Origin of the sequence: Mycolicibacterium litorale (assembly GCF_010731695.1) — a bacterium.
GTDB classification, from domain to species: Bacteria; Actinomycetota; Actinomycetes; order Mycobacteriales; family Mycobacteriaceae; genus Mycobacterium; species Mycobacterium litorale.
In genome coordinates this window covers 4,273,898-4,294,327 of sequence record NZ_AP022586.1, presented here as the reverse complement: position 1 = coordinate 4,294,327, position 20,430 = coordinate 4,273,898, and the positions used below count along the sequence as shown (strand labels likewise).

19 protein-coding genes are annotated in these 20,430 nt (G+C 68.3%); 11 read left to right on the top strand and 8 right to left on the bottom strand.

The window, feature by feature from the left end; translation table 11 throughout:
* Positions 1-8 precede the first annotated feature (8 nt).
* Together G6N30_RS20420 and G6N30_RS20415 are read left to right on the top strand one after the other, a co-directional pair.
* Positions 9-722 (top strand): methyltransferase domain-containing protein, encoded by a 714-nt coding sequence (locus G6N30_RS20420; RefSeq protein ID WP_134058582.1) that lies wholly within the window; start codon positions 9-11, stop codon positions 720-722.
* On the top strand, positions 719-1,204 hold the full coding sequence (locus G6N30_RS20415; protein WP_134058579.1) for a DUF456 domain-containing protein: 486 nt from the start codon (positions 719-721) through the stop codon (positions 1,202-1,204). Before G6N30_RS20420 ends, G6N30_RS20415 begins: the two co-directional genes overlap by 4 nt.
* A gap of 69 nt (positions 1,205-1,273) precedes the next feature.
* Here the strand turns inward: G6N30_RS20415 and G6N30_RS20410 are convergent, their stop codons facing one another.
* Positions 1,274-2,074: a tyrosine-protein phosphatase gene (locus tag G6N30_RS20410; protein ID WP_134058576.1), complete on the bottom strand. Its 801-nt coding sequence runs from the start codon at positions 2,072-2,074 to the stop codon at positions 1,274-1,276.
* Entirely contained in the window at positions 2,071-3,300 is a 1,230-nt protein-coding gene (locus G6N30_RS20405) for an acyl-CoA dehydrogenase family protein (protein WP_179965648.1), read from the bottom strand. Before G6N30_RS20405 ends, G6N30_RS20410 begins: the two co-directional genes overlap by 4 nt.
* Before the next feature lie 258 nt (positions 3,301-3,558).
* On the opposite strand from G6N30_RS20405, the gene G6N30_RS20400 reads away from it, so the two are divergent.
* The 9 genes from G6N30_RS20400 to G6N30_RS20360 all read left to right on the top strand — a co-directional run bounded on the left by G6N30_RS20400 (position 3,559) and on the right by G6N30_RS20360 (position 12,934).
* Positions 3,559-4,758 (top strand): hypothetical protein, encoded by a 1,200-nt coding sequence (locus G6N30_RS20400; protein WP_134058570.1) that lies wholly within the window; start codon positions 3,559-3,561, stop codon positions 4,756-4,758.
* A 19-nt stretch (positions 4,759-4,777) separates the two neighbouring features.
* A complete protein-coding gene (locus tag G6N30_RS20395; RefSeq protein ID WP_134058567.1) occupies positions 4,778-5,509 on the top strand; it encodes a hypothetical protein in 732 nt (243 codons plus the stop codon).
* 67 nt (positions 5,510-5,576) lie between these two features.
* The gene (locus G6N30_RS20390) at positions 5,577-6,824 is read left to right on the top strand and encodes a hypothetical protein (RefSeq protein ID WP_197906150.1); all 1,248 of its coding nucleotides are present in this window, start codon (positions 5,577-5,579) and stop codon (positions 6,822-6,824) included.
* Positions 6,821-7,351 (top strand): hypothetical protein, encoded by a 531-nt coding sequence (locus G6N30_RS20385; RefSeq protein ID WP_134058561.1) that lies wholly within the window; start codon positions 6,821-6,823, stop codon positions 7,349-7,351. Before G6N30_RS20390 ends, G6N30_RS20385 begins: the two co-directional genes overlap by 4 nt.
* The gene (locus G6N30_RS20380; protein ID WP_134058558.1) at positions 7,351-9,333 is read left to right on the top strand and encodes a hypothetical protein; all 1,983 of its coding nucleotides are present in this window, start codon (positions 7,351-7,353) and stop codon (positions 9,331-9,333) included. The genes G6N30_RS20385 and G6N30_RS20380 overlap by 1 nt, the downstream gene beginning before the upstream one ends.
* A 29-nt stretch (positions 9,334-9,362) precedes the next feature.
* A complete protein-coding gene (locus tag G6N30_RS20375) occupies positions 9,363-10,613 on the top strand; it encodes a hypothetical protein (protein WP_134058555.1) in 1,251 nt (416 codons plus the stop codon).
* A 132-nt stretch (positions 10,614-10,745) separates the two neighbouring features.
* Positions 10,746-11,951, top strand: coding sequence for a M20/M25/M40 family metallo-hydrolase (locus G6N30_RS20370; RefSeq protein WP_134058553.1), 1,206 nt, complete (start codon positions 10,746-10,748; stop codon positions 11,949-11,951).
* Between the two features lie 125 nt (positions 11,952-12,076).
* Entirely contained in the window at positions 12,077-12,439 is a 363-nt protein-coding gene (locus G6N30_RS20365; protein WP_197906149.1) for a helix-turn-helix domain-containing protein, read from the top strand.
* Between the two features lie 33 nt (positions 12,440-12,472).
* On the top strand, positions 12,473-12,934 hold the full coding sequence (locus G6N30_RS20360; protein WP_134058546.1) for a GNAT family N-acetyltransferase: 462 nt from the start codon (positions 12,473-12,475) through the stop codon (positions 12,932-12,934).
* On the opposite strand, the gene G6N30_RS20355 is transcribed toward G6N30_RS20360, so the two are convergent.
* From G6N30_RS20355 to G6N30_RS20335, 6 genes are read right to left on the bottom strand one after another with little or no spacing between them, the layout of a single operon-like run.
* Positions 12,921-14,102 (bottom strand): acyl-CoA dehydrogenase family protein, encoded by a 1,182-nt coding sequence (locus G6N30_RS20355; protein WP_134058543.1) that lies wholly within the window; start codon positions 14,100-14,102, stop codon positions 12,921-12,923. The two genes, G6N30_RS20360 and G6N30_RS20355, sit on opposite strands and share 14 nt — an antisense overlap.
* A 6-nt stretch (positions 14,103-14,108) precedes the next feature.
* Entirely contained in the window at positions 14,109-15,548 is a 1,440-nt protein-coding gene (gene pntB / locus G6N30_RS20350; protein WP_134058540.1) for a Re/Si-specific NAD(P)(+) transhydrogenase subunit beta, read from the bottom strand.
* Positions 15,549-15,552: 4 nt separating this feature from the next.
* A complete protein-coding gene (locus G6N30_RS20345) occupies positions 15,553-17,088 on the bottom strand; it encodes a Re/Si-specific NAD(P)(+) transhydrogenase subunit alpha (RefSeq protein WP_134058537.1) in 1,536 nt (511 codons plus the stop codon).
* Positions 17,089-17,140: 52 nt separating this feature from the next.
* Positions 17,141-18,484 carry a glycosyltransferase gene (locus G6N30_RS20340; protein WP_234880285.1) on the bottom strand — a complete coding sequence of 448 codons (1,344 nt, stop codon included), beginning with the start codon at positions 18,482-18,484 and terminating at the stop codon, positions 17,141-17,143.
* A complete protein-coding gene (locus G6N30_RS27310) occupies positions 18,481-19,479 on the bottom strand; it encodes a glycosyltransferase family protein (RefSeq protein WP_234880284.1) in 999 nt (332 codons plus the stop codon). Before G6N30_RS27310 ends, G6N30_RS20340 begins: the two co-directional genes overlap by 4 nt.
* Entirely contained in the window at positions 19,476-20,423 is a 948-nt protein-coding gene (locus G6N30_RS20335) for a WcbI family polysaccharide biosynthesis putative acetyltransferase (protein WP_234880283.1), read from the bottom strand. Before G6N30_RS20335 ends, G6N30_RS27310 begins: the two co-directional genes overlap by 4 nt.
* Between the last annotated feature and the right edge of the window lie 7 nt (positions 20,424-20,430).

The following is a 20,430-nucleotide window of genomic DNA, read 5'->3' as shown; positions in this document are numbered from 1 at the left end:
GTGGAAACGTGACCGATACGGCGTTGCAGCGCGCACTCGACCTGCTCACCGATCCGCCGGCCGACCCGGACGTCGGCAAGGGCTACCTCGACCTGCTGGGCCGCGACGAGAGCACGCCGAAGAACACCGGTGCCATCCAGAAGGCGTGGGCGTCCCCCGTCGGGTCGATGCTGTACGACCGCGCCCAGCTGCTGAACCGCCGGCTGATCGCGGCGTCGCGGCCACCGATCGACTGGCTGCGCATCCCCGCCGGTGGCACCGCGCTCGACGTCGGCTGCGGCCCCGGCAACATCACCGCGGCGCTGGCCCGCGCTGCGGGTCCCGACGGCCTCGCGCTCGGGGTCGACATCTCCGAACCGATGCTGGCTCGCGCGGTTCAGGCGGAAGCGGGTCGCCAGGTCGGCTTCCTGCGGGCCGACGCCCAGCGGCTGCCGTTCCGTGACGAGACCTTCGACGCGGCGACGTCACTGGCGGTGTTCCAACTGATCCCCGACCCCGTTGCGGCACTGTCGGAGATGGTGCGCGTGCTCCGCCCGGGCGGTCGCATCGCGATCATGGTGCCGACTCCGGGGCCGGCGAACTCCTTCGCCTTCCTGGCTCGCGGGGGAGCGCGGTGGTTCGCCGAGGACGAGCTCGGCGACATGTTCGAGACGCTCGGCCTGACCGGCGTCCGGACCAAGACCCACGGCTTCATCGAGTGGGTCCGCGGGCAGCGCCCGTGAGCGCCGGCGGGATCCTGCTCGTCGCGCTGGCGATCGCCGTCGGCGTGGTCGGCATCGTGGTGCCCCTGCTGCCCGGCACGCTGCTGGTGTTCGCCGCGATCGCGGTGTGGGCCTTCGTCGAGCACAACGCCACCGCATGGGTGACGCTCGGCGTGGTCACCGTGATCCTCGGGGCGGCGCTGCTGATCAAGTACCTGTGGCCGATGCGGCGAATGCGGGCGGCCGATGTGCGGACGATGAGCCTGGTGGTCGGCGGTGTGCTGGGCGTGATCGGGTTCTTCGTGATCCCGGTGGTCGGCCTGGTGATCGGCTTCGTCGGCGGGGTGTACCTCGCCGAACTCGGTGTACGGCACGACCAGCGAGTGGCGTGGGCGTCGACGATGCATGCGGTCAAGGGCGTTGCCCTGTCGATGGGTGTGGAGTTGGCCGGCGCGCTGCTCGCGACCGTGGCCTGGGTGTTCGGGGTGTACCTCACGCAGTAGTGCGAGCTGTGCGCCTTGCGTGACGCTGCGCGGAAATCCGGTGCGGAAACCGCCGTGGCGCCGCGGCATTCAGCCGCGCAGGGTGGACCTCAGCTGCGCGAGCTCCTCGGGCGTCACGCCCGCCGCGGCCAGATACCCGTCGATGGAGCCGTACTGGTCGACGATCGTGCGGCGCGAGGCGTCGAGGTACTCCTCGCGCACCCCGAGCACCGACTCCGTCAGCCGCGCTTCGGCCAAGTCGAGCACCTCCGGCGCCTCGGCGGCCCGCTGGCGGATCGTCGCCAGGATGCTCTCCCGCAGCCGCGGAACGGCGTCGTTGCTCTTCAGGTAGTCGGCCATGATCGCGTCGCGATCGACGCCGGCGGCCTCCAACACGACCGCGATCGTGAAGCCGGTGCGGTCCTTACCCGCGAAGCAGTGCGCCAGCACGCGGTGCCCCGACCCCAGCAGCGTCACGACCTCGCGCACGGCGCGCTGCGCCAGCGGGGCGGACGCGATGCGCCCGTACTCCTCGGTCATGTACCGTGCGGCGGCCGCGCCGACCGATTCGCCGTCCGGCTTCTCGGTCATCATCCGCTGGAAGGCGTACTCGTGCGGGGCTTCGCCGTCCGAGGCGACGGTCTCGATGAACGGCAGATGGTGGACGTCCACGCCGGCCGGTACCAGCCCGGGGCCGTGGCGCTCCAATTCGCGCAGCGTCCGCAGATCCGCGACGTCGGTGACGCCGTAGCCGCTCAGCGTGGCGCGTCCCGCGTCGTCGAGCTTGGACAGCTCACTGGCGCGGAAGAAGACGCCGGGGGCGATACCGGTCTGCTCGGAGACGTCGCGGAAGTTCCACGCGCCGGACAGCTCGTCGCCGGCCGAGCTCACGCGCCCGTCACCGCCGCCGCGAGGGGCGACTTCTCGCGGCCGATCTCAGCGCGCGCGATGGTGCGCATGTGGACCTCGTCGGGGCCGTCGAACAGCCGCATCGCGCGGTGCCAGGCATACAGCCGCGCCAGCGGGAAGTCGTCGGACACGCCCGCGCCACCGTGCACCTGGATGGCGCGGTCGATGACGTCGCACGCCACCTGGGGCGCGACGGCCTTGATCTGCGACACCAGCACGTGTGCGGCCTTGTTGCCCTGCTGGTCGATGGTCCACGCCGCCTTATGGCACAGCAGCCGGGCCTGGTCGATCTCGTTGCGGGACTTGGCGATCGCCTCCCGCACGACACCCTGTTCGGCCAGCGGCTTACCGAACGCCACCCGCTTCTGCACGCGGTCGACCATCAGTGTCAGCGCCCGCTCGGCGGCACCAAGGGCGCGCATGCAGTGGTGGATGCGGCCGGGGCCGAGCCGGGCCTGGGCGATCGCGAAGCCGGAGCCCTCCTCGTGAAGGAGGTTCTCGACGGGCACGCGCACGTTGTCGAACACGATCTCGCAGTGGCCGTGCTGATCCTGCCAGCCGAAGACGGGCAGCGACCGCTGGATGTCGACGCCGGGGGTGTCGACGGGAACCAGGATCATCGACTGCTGCTGATGGCTGGCGGCGTCGGGGTTGGTGCGGCCCATGACGATGAGGAGCTTGCAGCGCGGGTCGGCGGCACCGGTGATCCACCACTTGCGGCCGTTGATCACGTAGTCGGAGCCGTCGCGCAGCATCGTGGTCTCGATGTTGCGGGCATCGGAGGAGGCGACGGCCGGTTCGGTCATCGCGAAGGCACTGCGGATGTCGCCGTTCAGCAGCGGCTCCAGCCACTGCTTGCGCTGCTCGTCGTTGGCGAACAGGTGCAGCGTCTCCATGTTGCCGGTGTCCGGGGCGGCGCAGTTGACGACCTCGGGGGCGATCTCCATGCTCCAGCCCGTCAGCTCTGCCAGCGGGGCGTACTCGAGGTTGGACAGTCCGGACTCCGACGGCAGGAACAGGTTCCACAGGCCCCGTTCCTTCGCGAGCTTCTTGAGGTCCTCGACGATCGGTGGCACCGTGTGGTCCTTCGGACCGGCGTCCTCGCGGTAGCGGTGGTACTCCGCCTCCGCGGGGACGACGTGCTCGACCATGAAATCGGTCAGCCGCTGGTGGTAGTCGAGCGCCTTTGCCGACATCGCGAAGTCCATGCCGCCACGATATGACACGTGTCTGTCGCTCATCCGGACGACCTCGGATGGAGTAGCGCGCGCGCCTTAACACCACCCGAGCACTTACTTTTGGCGACCTCGTCTGAGGCAACGCGCGTGACCGACCACGCCGGGTGGACCCTGCACGTGGGACTGCCCTCAACCGGATGACCGGATGTTCGATGACGGTGGCATTCCCGCAGCGGAAACGCCGGCCTCCGGCAAACACTCCGGATCAGAGGCAGAAAGGACACGCTGATGTCTGCGACGTACGACCGCGAACTGGAAGACGAGCTCGAGTTCGAAACTGAGGACGAGGCCCTCGACAGCCTCGCTCCCGGCCGCGCCCTCGAAATGGAGGACGAGTATGAGCTGGAGGACGAATACGAGGCAGAGGAGGAGCTCGAGGGAGCCTTCGAAGACGAGTTCTCCCGACAGCTCCTCGGCGAATTCGAACTGGAGGACGAGTTCGAGACCGCGTACGAGTACGAGTCCGAATACGAACTCGAGGGCGAAGACGAAGGCGAAGGCGAGTTCGAACTCGAGGACGAGGCACTCGTCGGTGAGGGTGAGTATGAGTGGGAGGCCGAAGACGAAGAGGAGTACTTCTTCAAGAAGGTCGGCCGCTTCATCAAGCGCAATAGCGGTGTTCTGCGCAAGATCGCGAAAGTGGCAGCGCCCATGATCGCCACCGCGGTAGGCGGCCCGGCGGCCGGCGCGGTGGCGCGCATGGTGACCCGCCAGCTGGAGGGCGAATTCGAAGAGGAGATGGAGGCCGAACTCGAAGAGTTGGCGGCGTCGCCCATCACACCCACGCAGGCGTTCGCGGAGTATCTGGCCGCGAAGGCCGCGACGAGCGAATCCCAGTCGGAGGCAGAGGCATTCGCCGGCTCGGCGGTAACCATGTCGCTGAGCACCCGCGACCGGCAGCGGCTGGAGGTCATGCTTCCCCACTTGGTCCGAGGCACCGCCGTACTGACTCGGCTGCTGCACCGCAATCCGCGCACACGACAGGCGGTGCGCCTCGTGCCAGGCATCGTTGCCTCGACAGGCCGGACGCTTGCGCAGCATTCAGCCGCAGGTAGGGCGCGTCCGGCCGATGTGGCCGCGGTGCTCGGCGGCGTCACGCGGCGGGTTCTCACGGATCCGCGTTGGCAGGCCGGCGCGACCCGGCGTCACGCCCGCGGGTTGGCCGATGTTCGCCGTCGGCATCAGCGCCGCCGGCCATACCCCGGGGGCATCACCATCAAGCGACGCCCGATGAACGTCCGCACGGTGTCGCCCGCAGCACGTGTGAAGCGACCACGGCCCGGTTTCGTCCGCGTCGTCACCCCGGTGCGCGTTCCCGCCCGCGGTGGCTCCCCGGCGCGCACCATCAGGGTGGTCAGCGACGTCAAGGTCCCGCGGGGTGCTGTACCGGCCGGTCGGCCCGCGAGCGTGCCGGGTAAGCGGCGCTGAGTCAGCGAGGGGAGTCGAGATGAGCACGCTGAACCGGAACTATCCGGCCATCCAAGGCGAGTTCGAGGACGAATCGGAGTTTGCCTTCGAATTCGAAGGCCTCGCGGATGCCGAAGACGAAGGCGAGGGTGAGTGGGAATTCGAGTTCGAGTCCGCCGCCGAAGCCGAGCTTGAAGCTGAATTCGAGGACGAGTTCGAGGACGAGGGCGAGGGGTTCGTCAATCCGGTGCGTCGTATTTATCGCGATGCCGAGACGATGGCGCATCTCGCTCAGCAGGCAGCGCTGAGCGAGAGCGAAGATGAAGCCGAGGCATTCATCGGCGCGTTGGTCCCGCTCGCGGCGAGGATCATTCCCCGCGCGACACGTGTGTTGGCCGGAAATGTTCCGGCACTGGTGCGTAGCACTCGCCGCGTTGCGGCGGTCCTGCGGCGTGACCCACAGACGCGAAAACTCGTGCGGGCGCTACCGGTGGTCCTGCAGCGGACCGCGCAGAGTTTGGCCGACCAGGCCGACGCCGGACAAGTGATCGACGCAGACTCCGTCGCGCGGACGGTCGGCCGGATGACGGGGCGAGTCCTCCGCGGGCCCAACGGCGCGCGGGCTCTGCGCGCCGTCGATGTCTTCGACCGCCGGTGGCGGCGGCGCGCTCGGCGGGGCCGTCAAGGCCGCCGCACTGGGTACGTCGCGGGAAGCCGCGCACAGAGCCCGAGAGTGGCCTACGGCAGGTCCGGCTATGGCCGCGGTCGCTGAGTTGACGTCGGCGGAGCCAACGGCGTCGAGCGCGCCGGTGGCCGTCGCACGGCCTACTAGTGCACGAGTGCTGTCGGCATTCACTGCGGGGCAGGCCGTGAATGTCCGGCGCCACCTCGACGCGTTGCGAGACTTCACCCGCGCGGAGTTCGGCACTGGGATCGCGCGACCGTCGGAGGGCCACATCCAGGCCGTGAACATGCTGCTCGCCAGGCTGCGCCGACCGCTGGAGGCCGCCGTCTCCGATGTCGAGCGGATAAGTCTGGCAAGCCGCCGGCGGGGCGGTGACCGTGAACTCGAACGGCTGTTGACCCAGAAAAGTCGTGCCCATGACTGGGTTAGGGCCACCGAGCGGGTGTGGGACTTCTACTTTGAATTATTCGGACAGCGTCAGGGTGCCTACGGGGAATGGTTGTTCTCGTGTGACCGCATAGCCCTGGACTGCTACCAGCACGTCTTCATGCACCTCGGAGCTGCGAGGTCGATTCCCAGCCCGCCGCCCTTCTCCTACATGCGAACTGGCTTCTCACCAGCGACTTACCGTCGGAATATCCCCTTGAGGAAGCTGGGTAGGCAACTCAACCCGTTCCCGCTCGTCCAATTGCCGTATCACCGGCTGGTCAATCCTTGGACCATGGGCGCGATCATGCATGAGGTCAGCCACAACCTGCACAACGAGCTGAACTTGCAGGACGCGGTGCCTGCGGCGATCGTGCGATCGGTGCGCGCTGCCGGTGCGTCGGCCGCGGTGGCCCGTGTATGGGGCCGCTGGAATCGCGAGATCTTCGGCGACATGCTGGGCTGCCTCCTCGGCGGTGAAGCCTTCGTTGCCAGCCTGATGGACGTGATCGGACGATCACGCGACCAGGCGCTCGGCTACCAGCCAGGAGGCGTTCACCCAACTCCGTATCTGCGTACGTTCTTATCCACCGAACTCCTGCGGCGCATGGGCTTCGGGGATACGGCCGACGCCTATGAACGGGCCTGGCGTCGGCTGTACCCTGCGCCGCCCGCCGACGACTTTCCCCGCGGGCTTCTCCGCACGTCGCCGGAGTGCATCCGCGCGACCGTCGACGCGGTGTGCTTCACCTCGTTCGAGGCCCTCGGGAATCGGTCGCTACGCCAGGTCATCGTGTTCGAACCTCGCCACCAGTCGATGATTGACGAGGCGGCCGCCCGACTGGCCAAGGGCATCGACCCCGGCGTGGTGCCCGAGCGCTTCCTCATCGGTGCGGTCAGGGTCGCTGTCGACCGCCGTCTCGCCGCCCCGGATGCACTGATGCGCAACTTCTATCTAGAACTGTCCAGGCGGTGATCGTGTCTTTGACCACTGCTTTGATCGAACTGAAGTCGGCCAACGACGCGCTCAGAAGCGCGATTGCCGAGCTGGTGATGACTGTCCACGAGGATCGGCCCGTCAATAGCGATATCGCAGCGATGGACGCGCTGCTCGAGGTCGTGTTGGAGCTGCAGGCGACTGCGGCAGCCGCCGGAGAGCGGCTCGATGCTGCGGTCGATGCCCGCGACCTGCCGGTGGTGCTGGTCGACGTGCAGCAGGCCGTGGCTGAATGCGCGCTGCGTTACTGGCGGGATCTCAGGTCATACGGTCCAATGTCCCGGATGCGCAGCACCGCTCGCGCTCGGGGCTATGAGTGGCGAACATGGCAGAACAGTGTCGAACAGTCGCAGTTGCGTTGTGAGCCACCACTTCAACGGTCAGTAGAGACGGTACACACGGCGTGGCGAGAGATCGGCGAGCTGCTCCGGCTCTACCTGCCGACATCCGAACAACCGGCGCAGGCGTCCGCCTCCGCCATTGCTGCCGATATCAGGAGGCCATGATGAGCGACGGGCAATTCGTCGACAGCGTACCGGTGGTGGACTTCGACCAGACCTTCCCTGTCATGGTGGACCACGGCGACCTCGCGCGGGACTCCGCCACTGCTCCCGGTGATGTAGGCCCACAAGTCAGCGCAGTGTTACGCGACTTGCTGGGATGGCGTCCACGCGTCGAAGATCCCAAAGCCTTCGTCGACGCGCTCACCGCGTCCTTCCATCTGAAGTCGGTGCAGGGTCATGTCGTGGCGACGTTCGTGCCGAGAGGGTACGCCGTGCAGGCCGACCTAGGGGCGGTGTCGGGTGGCCAAGCCTCGCTGTACCGGCGCGCTTCGGTGCTACGCGCGGAGATGCTGCGAATCCTCGACGGGCTGACGCCGCTTCGCACCGACGCCGACATCCAGGACATGGAGGCGTATCGGACGATGGTTCGCAGCGCTATCACCCAGGCCGTCGACGAACTCGGCACCGCTGGCGGTCCGCGCGTCGAGGTTGTCGACAACTACTTCGTATCGCTGACCGGTACCGAGAACCCGGCGCCCTGTACGACACCCGACACCGTGGGCGGGCAGCTGGGGGCACTGCGTGATCGCTTCGGTCTGCTCGATGCGAATGTGAACACCGTCGAGGAGGAGGGGGTGCGAACCTCGTTCTGGACTCTCGTCGACATGGTGGTCGACCTGCAGGGCGCGTGGGCAGCTCAGCGAAAGAATTTCGTCGGCGGCGCCGGTCAAGGATTCATCGGGACGGAACTCATCCTGCTGTCCCGATTGATGGAAGCGACTGCCGACCAAGTCGACGAACTGGAGCGCGTACTCGATTCAGTGCTGATCAGTAGGGCCGAGCGCAGGACGCTGATCGTCGTGCCCGAGACGCGACTGACGCTCGACGGGCTCTTCCTGTGGATGCGAGCGTTCCTCACCGATGAGGGGCGCCGTATCGCCGAAGGCACCGGCCGTGACGGAATCGTGGCGGCTCTCAATCCAACACTGGCCAAGCTGCAAGTGACGTTCAAGACGTTCGCTGATTGGGTCAAGAAGCCGAGCCCCACGCCTGGGACACCGGGCGTGAGCGGATCGATCTTGCGTCCACCACCGCCCCCCGGTCTGCAGTCGGCCCGCGCGCGAATCGCCGTCGAGAGCACGAGCGGGCTGCTCCGCGACCTGGTGAACGCGGCGCGCCGGATCGGCCGCTTCCCGGCGGTGGTACTGACCAACGTCGTGATCAGCAAGGTTGATCGTCGTGACCGCATATTCGAAATCCAGGTCCGGGGGTTCAATTTGCGCCCGACGTACATCCCGGCCTTCACCAAGCGGTGCCTCGCCGCGGGCACGCCACTCGAGGAGCTCGACCTCAAGGACGACATCATTTACCCGTTGGCCGATAGCGCGACGGCAGACGACGACACCCTGGTCGCGTTCTTCAGGATCGACGACATACCTCTGCTACTGCTCCCGTTGTTCCCGAAGGCAGCGCAAGAGCTGATCGCCAGCGCCGACACGGCAACGACGGGGGGCAACTGGAGCGTCAATCTTCCGGCCGAAGACCTGCCGCTAGTAATCCTCGACGGCGAAGTCGGAACGGTCATCTACGCACCAGCACCCCTGACATGGCCAGCGCTCAGGGAGGCCAACGATCCACTGGGCTGGCACAAGAACCCAACAAAGCGGTGGGACGGCGTTGTGCGGGCTGATCGATTCAGCAACGTACCTGCCTGTGCGATCACAGTGCCGGATCCGACAGTGATACCGCCGTCCGATACCACGAAGCAGGACGCCACCGCGCAAGCCGGGCCGTCCGGCGGGAATGGGGAACGTCCCCCTGTTGAAGAACCGGTCCACCGGTTCGTCGAGAGCCCTACCCATAGCGCGACGAAGTCGTCAGTGCCGCCTAGCAGAGGCCCGCAGACGTCGAAGAGTAAGGCAGCGGGGAGGAAGGCTCCGGCCAAGTCCGCCGGTGCGAAGAAAACTCAGTCATCCACGCGCTGACAACCGCCACCGCTGAGGAAGAGGACATCATGCTGTCTGAGAAGGAATACCAAGAGCGGCTGGACAGGATTCAGGCGTTACGGCAGCAGCTCGCGCAGCGGTTGTCGGGCAGTCTCGTATCGAATCCGGCGCTAGCCGAAGAGCTAAACGGCCAGATCGACGCACTGGTGGACGCCGCGACCAACGCTGACGCCACCAAAGCCACCCCACCAGACGGTGGGCTCGCGGCGCTGATCGGCTTGGGTCCCCAGGCCGCGCAGCAATTCGGTGATGCCACCACGTCCCACGGCGTCGTGCCGTACGACGAGCAAGTCAATTCCGAGCGGATCGTCGCCGTCGGCGACCTGTACTACCTCTATCAACACGAACAGATCGGGGTCTTCAAGGTCGTCCAGAAACTCAAGGAGCTTTTCGAAGCGGGCGCGGTTCGCTTGTCCGCCGGCCCAGGCGCCTACCGGCTGTACCAATTCGACCGGCGTGACGTCCTGCGGTACACCCGCAGAGATCGGCTCGACGCCTATCGTCGGGTGCTCGGCTATGGACGCGGTCTCGGCTCGGCGCAGAGTCGGCCTAACACCGACTTCCACATGCTGTTCGCGCAATTCGTCAACCAGGTCACTCTATTCTGGCGGGACAAACGAATCTCGGACGTCATCCGGGAGCGGGCGCTGGACCCGAGCTTCGGCTCTATCGCCGTCGTTCGGCGTTCGGGACTCGACCTGCGAAACAACCTGAAGTTCACGTCATTCGGGCACCTCAACGTCATGCGTGTTGAACTGATGCAGGTACTGGAGGAAAGCTTCCGAATCCTCGGCGCCCCGGACGTTATCGACCTGTTTGGTGCGGACAATGCCTGGGACGTCGTCGACGAGGTGCTCATCCGGTACTTCGACGAACGGCTGCAGAGTTCGCCGCGCCAGCGGATGGCGGTCACCGGGCGAGAGGTGTTGCGCTGGTTGGCCGGACCGCACATTCTCGAAACGGCGCGTGGTGAATTCGAGGCTCTCCTCATGCAGATCGCCGAGCCGGCTGAGGAATGGCTGACCTCCGCTCAGGCGATGAGCCTGGCACGGCGCACCGGCACCGACCGCGTGCTGCCGTGGGAGCAGCTGGGGCGCGCAGGCATTGCGGCCGCAGTTGCGGAGCGTAGCCCGGTGACCATGCCGCGCACCCGATCGCCGCGAGCGATGCCCCCACCGGTCTATCCCCGCCGCAACGGCCGCGGGACGTACCGCGGGGGCCGGTCCGGGCGCAGGGTGACGGCCTATCCGCGACCCTGACGACCAGTGTCCAATGAGCTCGCGGCGGCGCGAGCCGCCGGCCGGCGGCAGGTTTCGCCGGCACTGAAGGGACTCGGCCAATGGCTCCGCATACCCTCGATCAGTGGGGACCCCGCCCACCGGAGCGACGTGATGGCCGCTGCGGAGTGGATCGCTGCCCGGCTGGCGCGCATCACCGACAACGTGCGGATCGTTGGTTCCGCGACCAACCCCGTTGTGCTAGCTCGGGTTCGGGGCCGCCATGTCGCCGGAACTACGGTGATCTACGGACACCTCGACGTCAAGCCACCTGGGCCCGGCTGGTCGTCCCCGCCATTCGAGCCCGTCCGCCGCGGGCTGCGGCTGTTCGCGCGCGGCGCCAGCGACGACAAGGGGCAGCTGATGGCCCACGTGGCCGCGGTCGAAGCGTGGGGCTCGGTCGGTGGCCCGCCTGGCGATGTCGTCCTGGTGGTTGATGCGGCCGAGGAGGTCGGCAGTCCCGGACTCGCCGCGACGCTCACGGGAAGCGCCGGCCTGACCGGTGGTGAGATCTCCGCGATCGTCGTGTCGGACACCAAGATGGTCTCCGCTGGGCAACCGTCGCTCACCGTTTCACAGCGCGGCATGCTCGGCCTCGACGTCCGGGTATCCACTCGCCGACCCGCCGTGCATGCAGGCCGGTACGGAGGTGTGGTCGCCGATCCGACGCTCGTACTAGCGTCAGGATTGCTCTCCGCCGCCCGCGCAGTCACTCGCGTCAGAGCCGGTGGAGACCGCGCTCATTCCGCCAGGGCCGGCGCAGCGCTCAGCGTGACGTCCTGCAGCTCAGGCACTGTGCCAGGGTCGATTCCGCCGGCGGCCAAGGCGACGCTCGACGTGCGACTGCCCGCGGGGGTGGACCCCGCCGCTTTCCTACCGGTGATCACCGCAGCGTTGCGCGGTACGAGCGATCCGCGCGTCGACGTCGAGGTGGCGTGCGCGGCTATCTCGATGGGGCTTTCAATGAGGCACCCTGCCGACACACGTGCTGCGATAGATCGTGCCTGTCGGCTGGCATTTGGCAAGCGCGCTGTGGAGGTACCTTCTGGCGGATCCATACCCGCGGTTGCCATGCTTGCTCACGCCGTAGGCCGGGCACCGATCCTGCTCGGGCTCGGCCCACCGGACGACGGCGCCCACGGACCCGACGAACACATCGATCTGGCCGACTGGGCAAAGTCGCTTGATGCAGCCGTGTGTCTCCTCCAATTGCTTCCCACTCGTTTAGACGTGTCAAGGGGGCGACACAGCATCGATCTCGGTACTAGGCTCATCCATCGCGGGCCATCAGGCCCGCGACTTCAGGGGGCGGTTCCATGACGGATCGTGACGAGGTGCGTCGGGTGACTTTAGTGGCCCCGCCTACTGTCGCTGAGCGAATTCCGTCCCGACGCAAAGACATTGATAGCGCTGGCTCATCCACCCTGCAACGAGGATGCGAGCAAGTGCGCCCGCTTGAAACTCTACTGGGTGAGCTCGTCGAACTGATCCGCCTTGGTGAGTACCGCACCAATGCCGACGAAGGTGTACTGCTCGACGCGGTGCTCGGCGATGTGCGGTGTCTTGTCGTCGAACTGACGCCCCAACGGATCGTGGCACTCAGTCCTCGCGAACAACAAATCGCTCGAATGGTGGCCTATGGCCGCACCAATCAGGCGATCGCCAGCTCGTTGGAAATCAGCGTGTGGACGGTCTCCACCCATCTGCGGCGGATCTTCGCCAAGCTCGCCGTATCAAGCCGCGCCGAGATGGTGGCACACCTGCTGGCCGATCCGGACATCGCCCATGCGATTGAACGCGGATACTGATCGACGCCGCGTTCGGGCCTACCCTCGTGCGCGATGACCCACCCTGACCCGCGCCGGGCGACCGCCGCGGACGTACCCGCGATCGAACGGCTCGTCGCCGCCGCGTTCGCCCCCTACATCGAGCGCATCGGGCGTCCGCCCGCCCCGATGACCCACGACTACCGCGCCCTGCTGGACACCGCGCGCGTGTGGGTGACCGACGGCCCCGGCGGCATCGACGGCGTGCTGGTCACCATGCCGCAGGACGACCATCTGCTCCTCGACACCGTCGCGGTGTCCCCGTATGTACGGGGCGGCGGATACGGCGCCGCGCTGCTGGCCCGCGCCGAGGACGACGCCCGCGAACTGAGCCTGCCCGAGGTGCGGCTCTACACGAACGTCGCGATGACCGAGAACCTCACCTATTACCCGCGACACGGTTACGTCGAGACCGGCCGCGCCCGCAGCGACGGCTACGAACGGGTGTTCTTCACCAGGCGCCTCAGCGCGCCGTGAGCGAGCGCGAGATGACCAGCCGCTGAATCTGATTGGTGCCCTCGAAGATCTGGGTGATCTTCGCTTCGCGCATGTATCGCTCGACGCGGAAGTCGCGGGTGTAGCCGACACCGCCGAGCACCTGGACCGCGTCGGTGGTCACCTTCATCGCCGCGTCGGTGGCGACGAGTTTCGCGACGCTGGCCTGCGTGGAGTACGGCAGGTCCTGGTCGCGCCGGCGCGCGGCGTCCAGATAGGTCGCGCGGGCACTGACCACGGCGGCGGCCATGTCCGCCAGCAGGAATCCCAGCCCCTGGTGATCGATGATCTTGCGGCCGAACGTGGTTCGTTCGTTGGCGTAGGCGACGGCCTCGTCGAGCGCGGCCTGCGCCAGCCCGACGGCCACCGCCGCGATGCCGAGCCGTCCCGAGTCGAGCGCGGAGAACGCGATCTGCAGGCCCTGGCCGTCGGCACCGATGCGCCGGTCGGCGTCGACGGGCGCGTGGTCGTAGTACGCCGACGTCGTCGGCACCGCGTGCAGGCCCATCTTCTCCTCCGGCTTACCGAAGGACAGCCCGGGCTGGTCGCCGGGGATCAGGAAGCAGGAGATGCCCCCCGTGCTTCCCCGGTCGCTGCGCTCCTGCCCTCCGGATCCCGAGCCCTCACCCGTGCGGGCGAACAGGGTGTAGAAGTCGGCCCGGCCGCCGTGGGTGATCCACGACTTCTCGCCGGTGATGACATAGCCACCCTCGGAAGGTGTTGCCGCGCAGCGCAATGCGGCGGCGTCGGAGCCCGCCTGCGGTTCGGACAGGCTGTACGCCCCGATCTGCTCGCCGGACAGCATCTCGGGCAGCCAGCGCTGCTTCTGCTCGTCGGTGCCGAACATCAGCAGCGGATGTGACGAGAGGCTGTGCACGCTCACCGCCACGGCGACCGCCGCCCACCGCGCCGCGATCTCCTCGAGCACCTGCAGGTACACCTCGTAGGGCTGGCCGCCGCCGCCCCACTCCTCAGGCTGCGGCAGGCTGAGGAGGCCCGCGGCGCCGAGCTGGGCGAACACCCCCTCCGGATACGTCTCGGACTTCTCGTGGGCGTCGACGATCGGGTCGAGCGCCTTGTCGCCGATGTCGCGGGTCAGCGCGATGAGCTCGCGCGCCTCGTCGGAGGGCAACAGGCGGTCGACGGGCATCTTCGCCTAGACCTTCTCGGTGACCGACAACGCCGCGTTGATCGCGTCGACCCGGTCCTTGGCGTCGCCGAACAGCATCTGGGTGTTCTCGCGGAAGAACAGCGGATTCTGCACACCGGCATAGCCCGAGGCCATGGACCGCTTGAACACGATGACGTTGTTCGCATTCCACACCGTCAGCACGGGCATGCCGGCGATGGGGCTGCCCGGATCCTCGGAGGCGGCGGGGTTGACGGTGTCGTTGGCGCCGATGACCAGCACGACGTCGGTGCCGTCGAAGTCGTCGTTGATCTCGTCCATCTCGAGGACGATGTCGTAGGGCACCTTGGCCTCGGCCAGCAGCACGTTCATGTGCCCGGGCAGGCGGCCGGCGACGGGGTGAATCCCGAACCGGACGTTCACCCCGCGGTCACGGAGCTTGCGGGTCAGGTCGGCGACGCCGTACTGCGCCTGGGCGACGGCCATCCCGTAGCCCGGCGTGATGATCACCGAACTGGCGGAGGACAGCAGCTCGGCGGCGCCCTCGGCGGTGATCTCGCGGTGCTCGCCGTAGTCCTTGTCCTCGGCCGGTCCCGCTTCGATGCCGAAGCCGCCCGCGATGACGGAGATGAAGGACCGGTTCATCGCTTTGCACATGATGTAGGACAGATAGGCACCGGAGGAGCCCACCAGCGCGCCGGTGATGATCAGCAGGTCGTTGCCGAGAAGGAAGCCCGACGCGGCGGCGGCCCAGCCCGAGTAGCTGTTGAGCATCGAGACCACCACCGGCATGTCACCACCGCCGATCGAGGCGACCAGATGCCAGCCCAGCAGCAACGCCAGCACGGTCACCACGATGAGCAGCCACAGCTGCGGATCGATCACGAACCACACCGTGAGCGCGAAGAAGACGACCAACGCGCCGACATTGAGGATGTTCTTGCCGGGCAGCATCATCGGCGCGGACTTGATGCGCGCCGAGAGTTTCAGGTTGGCCACGATCGAGCCGGTGAACGTGACCGCGCCGATGAAGACGCCGATGACGACCTCGGCCGAGTGGATGCCGAGCATGCCGTCGGCGGCCAGTTCGGCCACCTCACCGCCGCCGGCGTCGCCCTCGACATGCAGATAGCCGTTCCATCCCACCAGCACGGCGGCCAGCCCGACGAAGCTGTGCAGCAGTGCGATCAGTTCGGGCATGCCCGTCATCTCGACGATCTTGGCGCGCCACAGTCCGATCGCCGCCCCGACGGCCATCGCGACGAGCAACAGTGCAAGACCGATCGGTTCGATGTGCCGGGCCAGCGCCAGCGCGATGGTCGCGATCAGCGCCACGGCCATCCCGGCGATACCGAAAGTGTTGCCGGCCCTGGAGGTTTCGTGCTTCGACAAGCCGGCCAGCGCCAGAATGAACAGCAGGGCCGCGACGACGTAGGCCGCGGTGGCGGCGGTTTCCAATGTGAACATGGTTCTAGCTCCTCGAGAACATCGCGAGCATGCGGCGCGTGACCGCGAAGCCGCCGAAGATGTTGATACTGGCGAGCAGGATCGCCACGAAGGCCAGCGCGGTCACGGCCACGTCACCATGGCCGATCTGCAGCAGCGCGCCGACGACGATGATCCCCGAGATCGCGTTGGTCACCGACATCAGCGGGGTGTGCAGCGCGTGGTGCACGTTGCCGATCACGTAGTAGCCGATCACGATCGCCAGCGCGAACACGGTCAGGTGGACCTGCAGTGCGGCGGGTGAGAGCGCAATCAACACGAGCAGCGCCGCGGCGACGCCGAACGTCACCCCGAGGCGGCGCGCTGTCGTCATGGGCTGCTTGGCCGGCTTCGCCTCGACCGGAGCGACCGATGCGGCGGCGGCCGGGGCCGCCGACACCTGGACCGGAGGCGGCGGCCAGGTGACCTCCCCGTCGCGCACCACGGTCACGGAGCGCTGCACCACGTCGTCCCAGTCGAGCGTGAGCTGCCCGTCCTTCTCCGGCGTCAGCAGCTTGAGCAGGTTGACCAGGTTGGTGGCGTAGAGCTGGGAGGCCGTGGCGGGCAGCCGGCCCGCCAGGTCGGTGTAGCCGATGATCGTCACGCCGTTGGCGCTGACGACGGCCTGATCCTTGACGGTGCCCTCGACGTTGCCGCCGTTGGCCGCGGCCATGTCCACGATCACGCTGCCCGGTTTCATCGAGGCCACCATGTCCGCGGTGATGATCCGCGGCGCCGGGCGGCCCGGGATGAGCGCGGTGGTGACGATGATGTCGACGTCCTTGCACTGCTCGGCGTACAGCGCCGCCTCGCGGGCCTTGTAGTCGTCGCCCATCTCTTTGGCGTAGCCGGTCGCCGACACCTCGGCCGCTGCCGGGTCGACAGCCAGGTACTCACCGCCGAGCGATTTGACCTGGTCGGCCACCTCCGGGCGGGGGTCGGTGGCCCGCACGATCGCGCCGAGGCTGCCCGCGGCGCCGATCGCGGCGAGACCCGCCACGCCGGCGCCGACCACCAGCACCTTGGCCGGCGGCACCTTGCCCGCCGCGGTCACCTGACCGGTGAAGAACCGGCCGAAGGCGTGCGCTGCCTCGACCACCGCGCGGTATCCGGCGATGTTGGCCATCGACGACAGCACGTCCAGCGACTGCGCGCGGGAGATGCGGGGTACGGCGTCCATGGCCAGCACGGTGATGCGGCGCGTGGACAGTTTCTCGACGAGGTCGGGCTTCAGCGCGGGTGAGATCAGCCCGACCAGTGTCGAACCGTCCTTGAGCGCGGCGATCTCGGCGTCGTCCGGTGCGTTGACCTTCAGCACCACATCGGCCGACCAGACCTGCTCGAACGACCCGATCTCGGCACCGGCCTCGACGTAGGCGGCGTCGGAGAAACTCGAGGCCGCGCCGGCACCGGACTCGACCATGACCGAGTACCCGAGCTTGATGATCTGCCCGACCGTCTGCGGGGTGGCGGCGACGCGGGTCTCTCCGGGCGAAGACTCGCGTGGTATCGCGATCAGCATCGGCACAGTTTGGCATCCCACCCGGACCACCGGTACCGCGGACCCGGCAGTGTCACCAGGACAGGTCTGGTTCCTCCGCGCCGCAGCGCAACCCGATCGACTCGGCGTCGACGGTCACCGCCCGGCTCACCCTGTCCGCGTCGGCGGGGTCGGCGAACCGCACGGTGCCGGTCGTCCATCGGCGCACGCGGTTGCGCGCCCAGGTCGCCCGACACGTGACCGCGACACCCGGTGCCTTCGATGTAACGGCGCCGACCGCCTCGCCGGAGCAGGTGCGCAGCAGGGACGCCACGCCGGCGCGGGACAGCTCCGCGCGTCCCTGCGTGGTGATGAGGAACCGGCAGCGGCGCAGGACGTCGTCGGGGACCGACCCGGTCCGGAGCCGGTCGTCGTCCGCGCCCACCGCCCGCAGCAGCGCCTCCGCGGCGTCGCCGCGTATCCAGACGCCCACGTCCTCGCCGAGGAATCCGCTGATCGTGCGCGCCAGCGAACTCGCCGTGTGTCCCGCGCTGTCGACGGCGACGGCGACGTCCGGCAGCGCGTAGCGCAAGCCCGTGCGGCGGGCGTCCGGATCGGTGATGCGACGTGACAGTGCGAGCGCCTCGGCGTTCTTGACCGCGGCGCGGCCGGGGACGTCGCGCCCCGCCCAATCGGGTCCGTGGTGCCAGGCCACCGCGTCGCCGGCGTGGTGGAGCACCGCTCCGTTCGCCAGTGCGCGATGGGCGAACTCCCAGTCCTCGCCGCCATAACCGACGAACGACCCGTCGAAGCCGCCGATGTCGGAGAAGAGGTCCGCGCTGCAGCACATCACCGAGCTGATGACATAACGGTAGGACCGGTGGTCGAGGTGCAGCAGATCCCCGGTGGCCGCGTACGCATCGGCGAGCCAGCGGGGCTCGGGCAGCGGTTGCGGAGCCGTCCCGGGTGCGGCCGCGTCGAGGTCGGCGTAACGCCGCCGGCCCACCACCAGGGCGTCGGGTAACCGGGACGGCAGCCGGGTGATGGCACGCAGGTAATCGGGTTCGGGCACGGTGTCCGCGTCGAGGAAGCACAACACGGCGGCATCGGTCGCCGCGGCACCGAGGTTGCGGGCGGCCGCGGCGCGGAACCCGAGATCCTCCTGCCGCACCACCCGGAGGTCGAGTGGCGAGCGAGGCAGCGCGGGCGTGCGCGCCGAACCGTCGTCGGCGACGACCACCTGCACGAGGTGGGCGGGGTAGGTCTGCCGCGCCAGTGCGGCGAGTGTCCGGTCGAGTTCCCGCTGCTGGTTGTAGTACGGAATGACGACGGCGACGGTGGCGTCGGAGCCCGTGCTCCCCGCCACCAGGTCCCACCGGTTGCCGGGAACCGTGAAGCGGCCGTCGTTCAGGGGGATCGGCTGGTCCCCGGCCGTCACCGGTGCCACCGCTGCAGTAGCGCGGCGTACTGGCGGGCGGCCTCGGCGCGAGACGGCGTGCACGCCGTGCCGACGGGCAACCAGGTCACCGCAGGCTCGGCCAGGGCGCGTTCGAGCGCATCGTGCAGACCGGTGGGGGTGTCCGGGTAGAGCAGCACCGCATCGGGATTGCGCTGCGCGATTTCCCGGGTGTAGCGGTTGGCCGGCGCCAGCGGGCGTCGGCCGGCGCTGATCCACGAGTTGAGCGATCCTGACGCCGACACGTGGCGGTGGGGCGCCACGGGCACCGTAACGCTGCGCAGGGTGCGGCGGACGTCGGCGTCGGGGAGGTGCCCGGTCACGCGGAACCGGCGGCCGGTGCGGGCGCATTCGGCGACCAGTTGGTCGGCGAGGTCGGCGTGACCGGCCGACGGTGCGCCGAGGGCGAGGATCTCGACGTCGGGTGCGGAACCGGCCAGCGCGGCGATCACCTCGGCGTGCCCCTTGCCGGGATAGAGGAAGCCGAACACGCCGACGGCGCGGGCGCCCGCGCGGTCCGGGGGCGTGGTGTCGCCGTCGGGTTCGAGAGGCAGCGGGACCACGGCGACCCGACGCGGATGCAGCCCACCCTCGGCCAGCAGCGCCCGTTCGTGTTCGCTGCTGACCACCACCCCGTCGACCAGGGCCGACACCTCGCCGTACGCGGCGAGCCGCCGGTGCAGACTGTTCCCGTCGGACGGCTGAGGCAGGTCGTGCAGCGTCGCGGTGACCCGCCCGCCGCACCGCCGGACGTCGTCCACCAGCGTGCGCACCGTGTCGGCCGCCTGCTGCGGGGTGGTCCCGAAGAGGCGGTCGGTGAACTGCAGGTGGATTCCGCCCCACAGTGGCGGTTGCAGCGCTTCCAGAGCCGGGGCGTGGAATCCGTTGGCGCGCAATGACTCCACAAGATCCACGCCGAACCGGGTGACACCGTGTTCGCGGGGTCCGACGATCAGATGGGTGACAGGCATGGTCACGCGGCCCGGCTCATGCCGAGGAGTTCCAGCGTGCCGGCGTGCCGCTCGAGCGCCAGCGCGATGTAGTCCGGATTGGTTTCGTACCATCGCAGCTGGATGGCATGAACCTCCTCCGGACGCCACGTTCGTTGCATGTCTTGCCATTTCGGTCGAGGAGCCGCGTCGATCCCCAGTGCCGCCAGCACCCTGGCCTCCAGCGGAGCGTGAATCGAGCCGAGCATCGTCCGCGGCGACGGCGTGACCGCAAGTGTGACATTTTGGTGACGCAGCACACGCGTCGCCAGTTCGGCCAGGACACTGTTGCCCGGGTGGTTGATGGTGTGCGCGGCCTCGGCCCCGTGGCGTAGCAACACATCAGACACTCCGACATCGGTGTGCGCGCGTTCCCGGCGGGCCAGCTCCGCACAGCTGGCGTCGGCGACCGCCCGGAACTGCGCCGCGGCCACCTCGACGTCCCACTGCGCATCGGCGGGCCGGTGGTCGCGGGCGGCCACGATGGTGCGCAGATCGTGATAGGGCACCGGGGGAGGGGTGACCGACCGGTCGGCCGGATGGCGCACGATGACCTGGAAGGGGTACAGGCCTGCGTACCGAATCACCGGCCACCGCACCACTTTTGCACCCGCGGGGAGCCGTTCGATCAATTGCGAGGTCCCGACCGGCAGTCCCCGGTAGTCATCCCGGATGGGCTGGCAGACGAGCACCGAGGTTTCGGCAAGGAGGTCGTCGAGGTGGCGAAGATCCGATCGCTGCAGTTCGTGCACCGGGGGGATGCGTGCGGTCCGGTACGGCCGCTGGGGCACCGCGTCGAGGAGGATCCGCAGCGCTTCGGCCTGACAGTTGCCGACGACCAGCCACAGCGGTGCCGACGTCGCCGGCGCGGTACCGGGCGGACGGTAGAAGTCCCGGTAGTGCCACACCCGTCCCGCATGGTCGTCGCTCACCACGTCG

Bases quoted from the DNA above. Each gene is read 5' to 3' on its own strand.
- G6N30_RS20405 (WP_179965648.1), bottom strand. From the start codon at position 3,300: ATGGACTTCGCGATGTCGGCAAAGGCGCTCGACTACCACCAGCGGCTG.
- G6N30_RS20400 (WP_134058570.1), top strand. From the start codon at position 3,559: ATGTCTGCGACGTACGACCGCGAACTGGAAGACGAGCTCGAGTTCGAA.
- G6N30_RS20395 (WP_134058567.1), top strand. From the start codon at position 4,778: ATGAGCACGCTGAACCGGAACTATCCGGCCATCCAAGGCGAGTTCGAG.
- G6N30_RS20380 (WP_134058558.1), top strand. From the start codon at position 7,351: ATGAGCGACGGGCAATTCGTCGACAGCGTACCGGTGGTGGACTTCGAC.
- G6N30_RS20375 (WP_134058555.1), top strand. From the start codon at position 9,363: ATGCTGTCTGAGAAGGAATACCAAGAGCGGCTGGACAGGATTCAGGCG.
- G6N30_RS20370 (WP_134058553.1), top strand. From the start codon at position 10,746: ATGGCCGCTGCGGAGTGGATCGCTGCCCGGCTGGCGCGCATCACCGAC.
- G6N30_RS20360 (WP_134058546.1), top strand. From the start codon at position 12,473: ATGACCCACCCTGACCCGCGCCGGGCGACCGCCGCGGACGTACCCGCG.
- G6N30_RS20355 (WP_134058543.1), bottom strand. From the start codon at position 14,102: ATGCCCGTCGACCGCCTGTTGCCCTCCGACGAGGCGCGCGAGCTCATC.
- pntB (WP_134058540.1), bottom strand. From the start codon at position 15,548: ATGTTCACATTGGAAACCGCCGCCACCGCGGCCTACGTCGTCGCGGCC.
- G6N30_RS20345 (WP_134058537.1), bottom strand. From the start codon at position 17,088: ATGCTGATCGCGATACCACGCGAGTCTTCGCCCGGAGAGACCCGCGTC.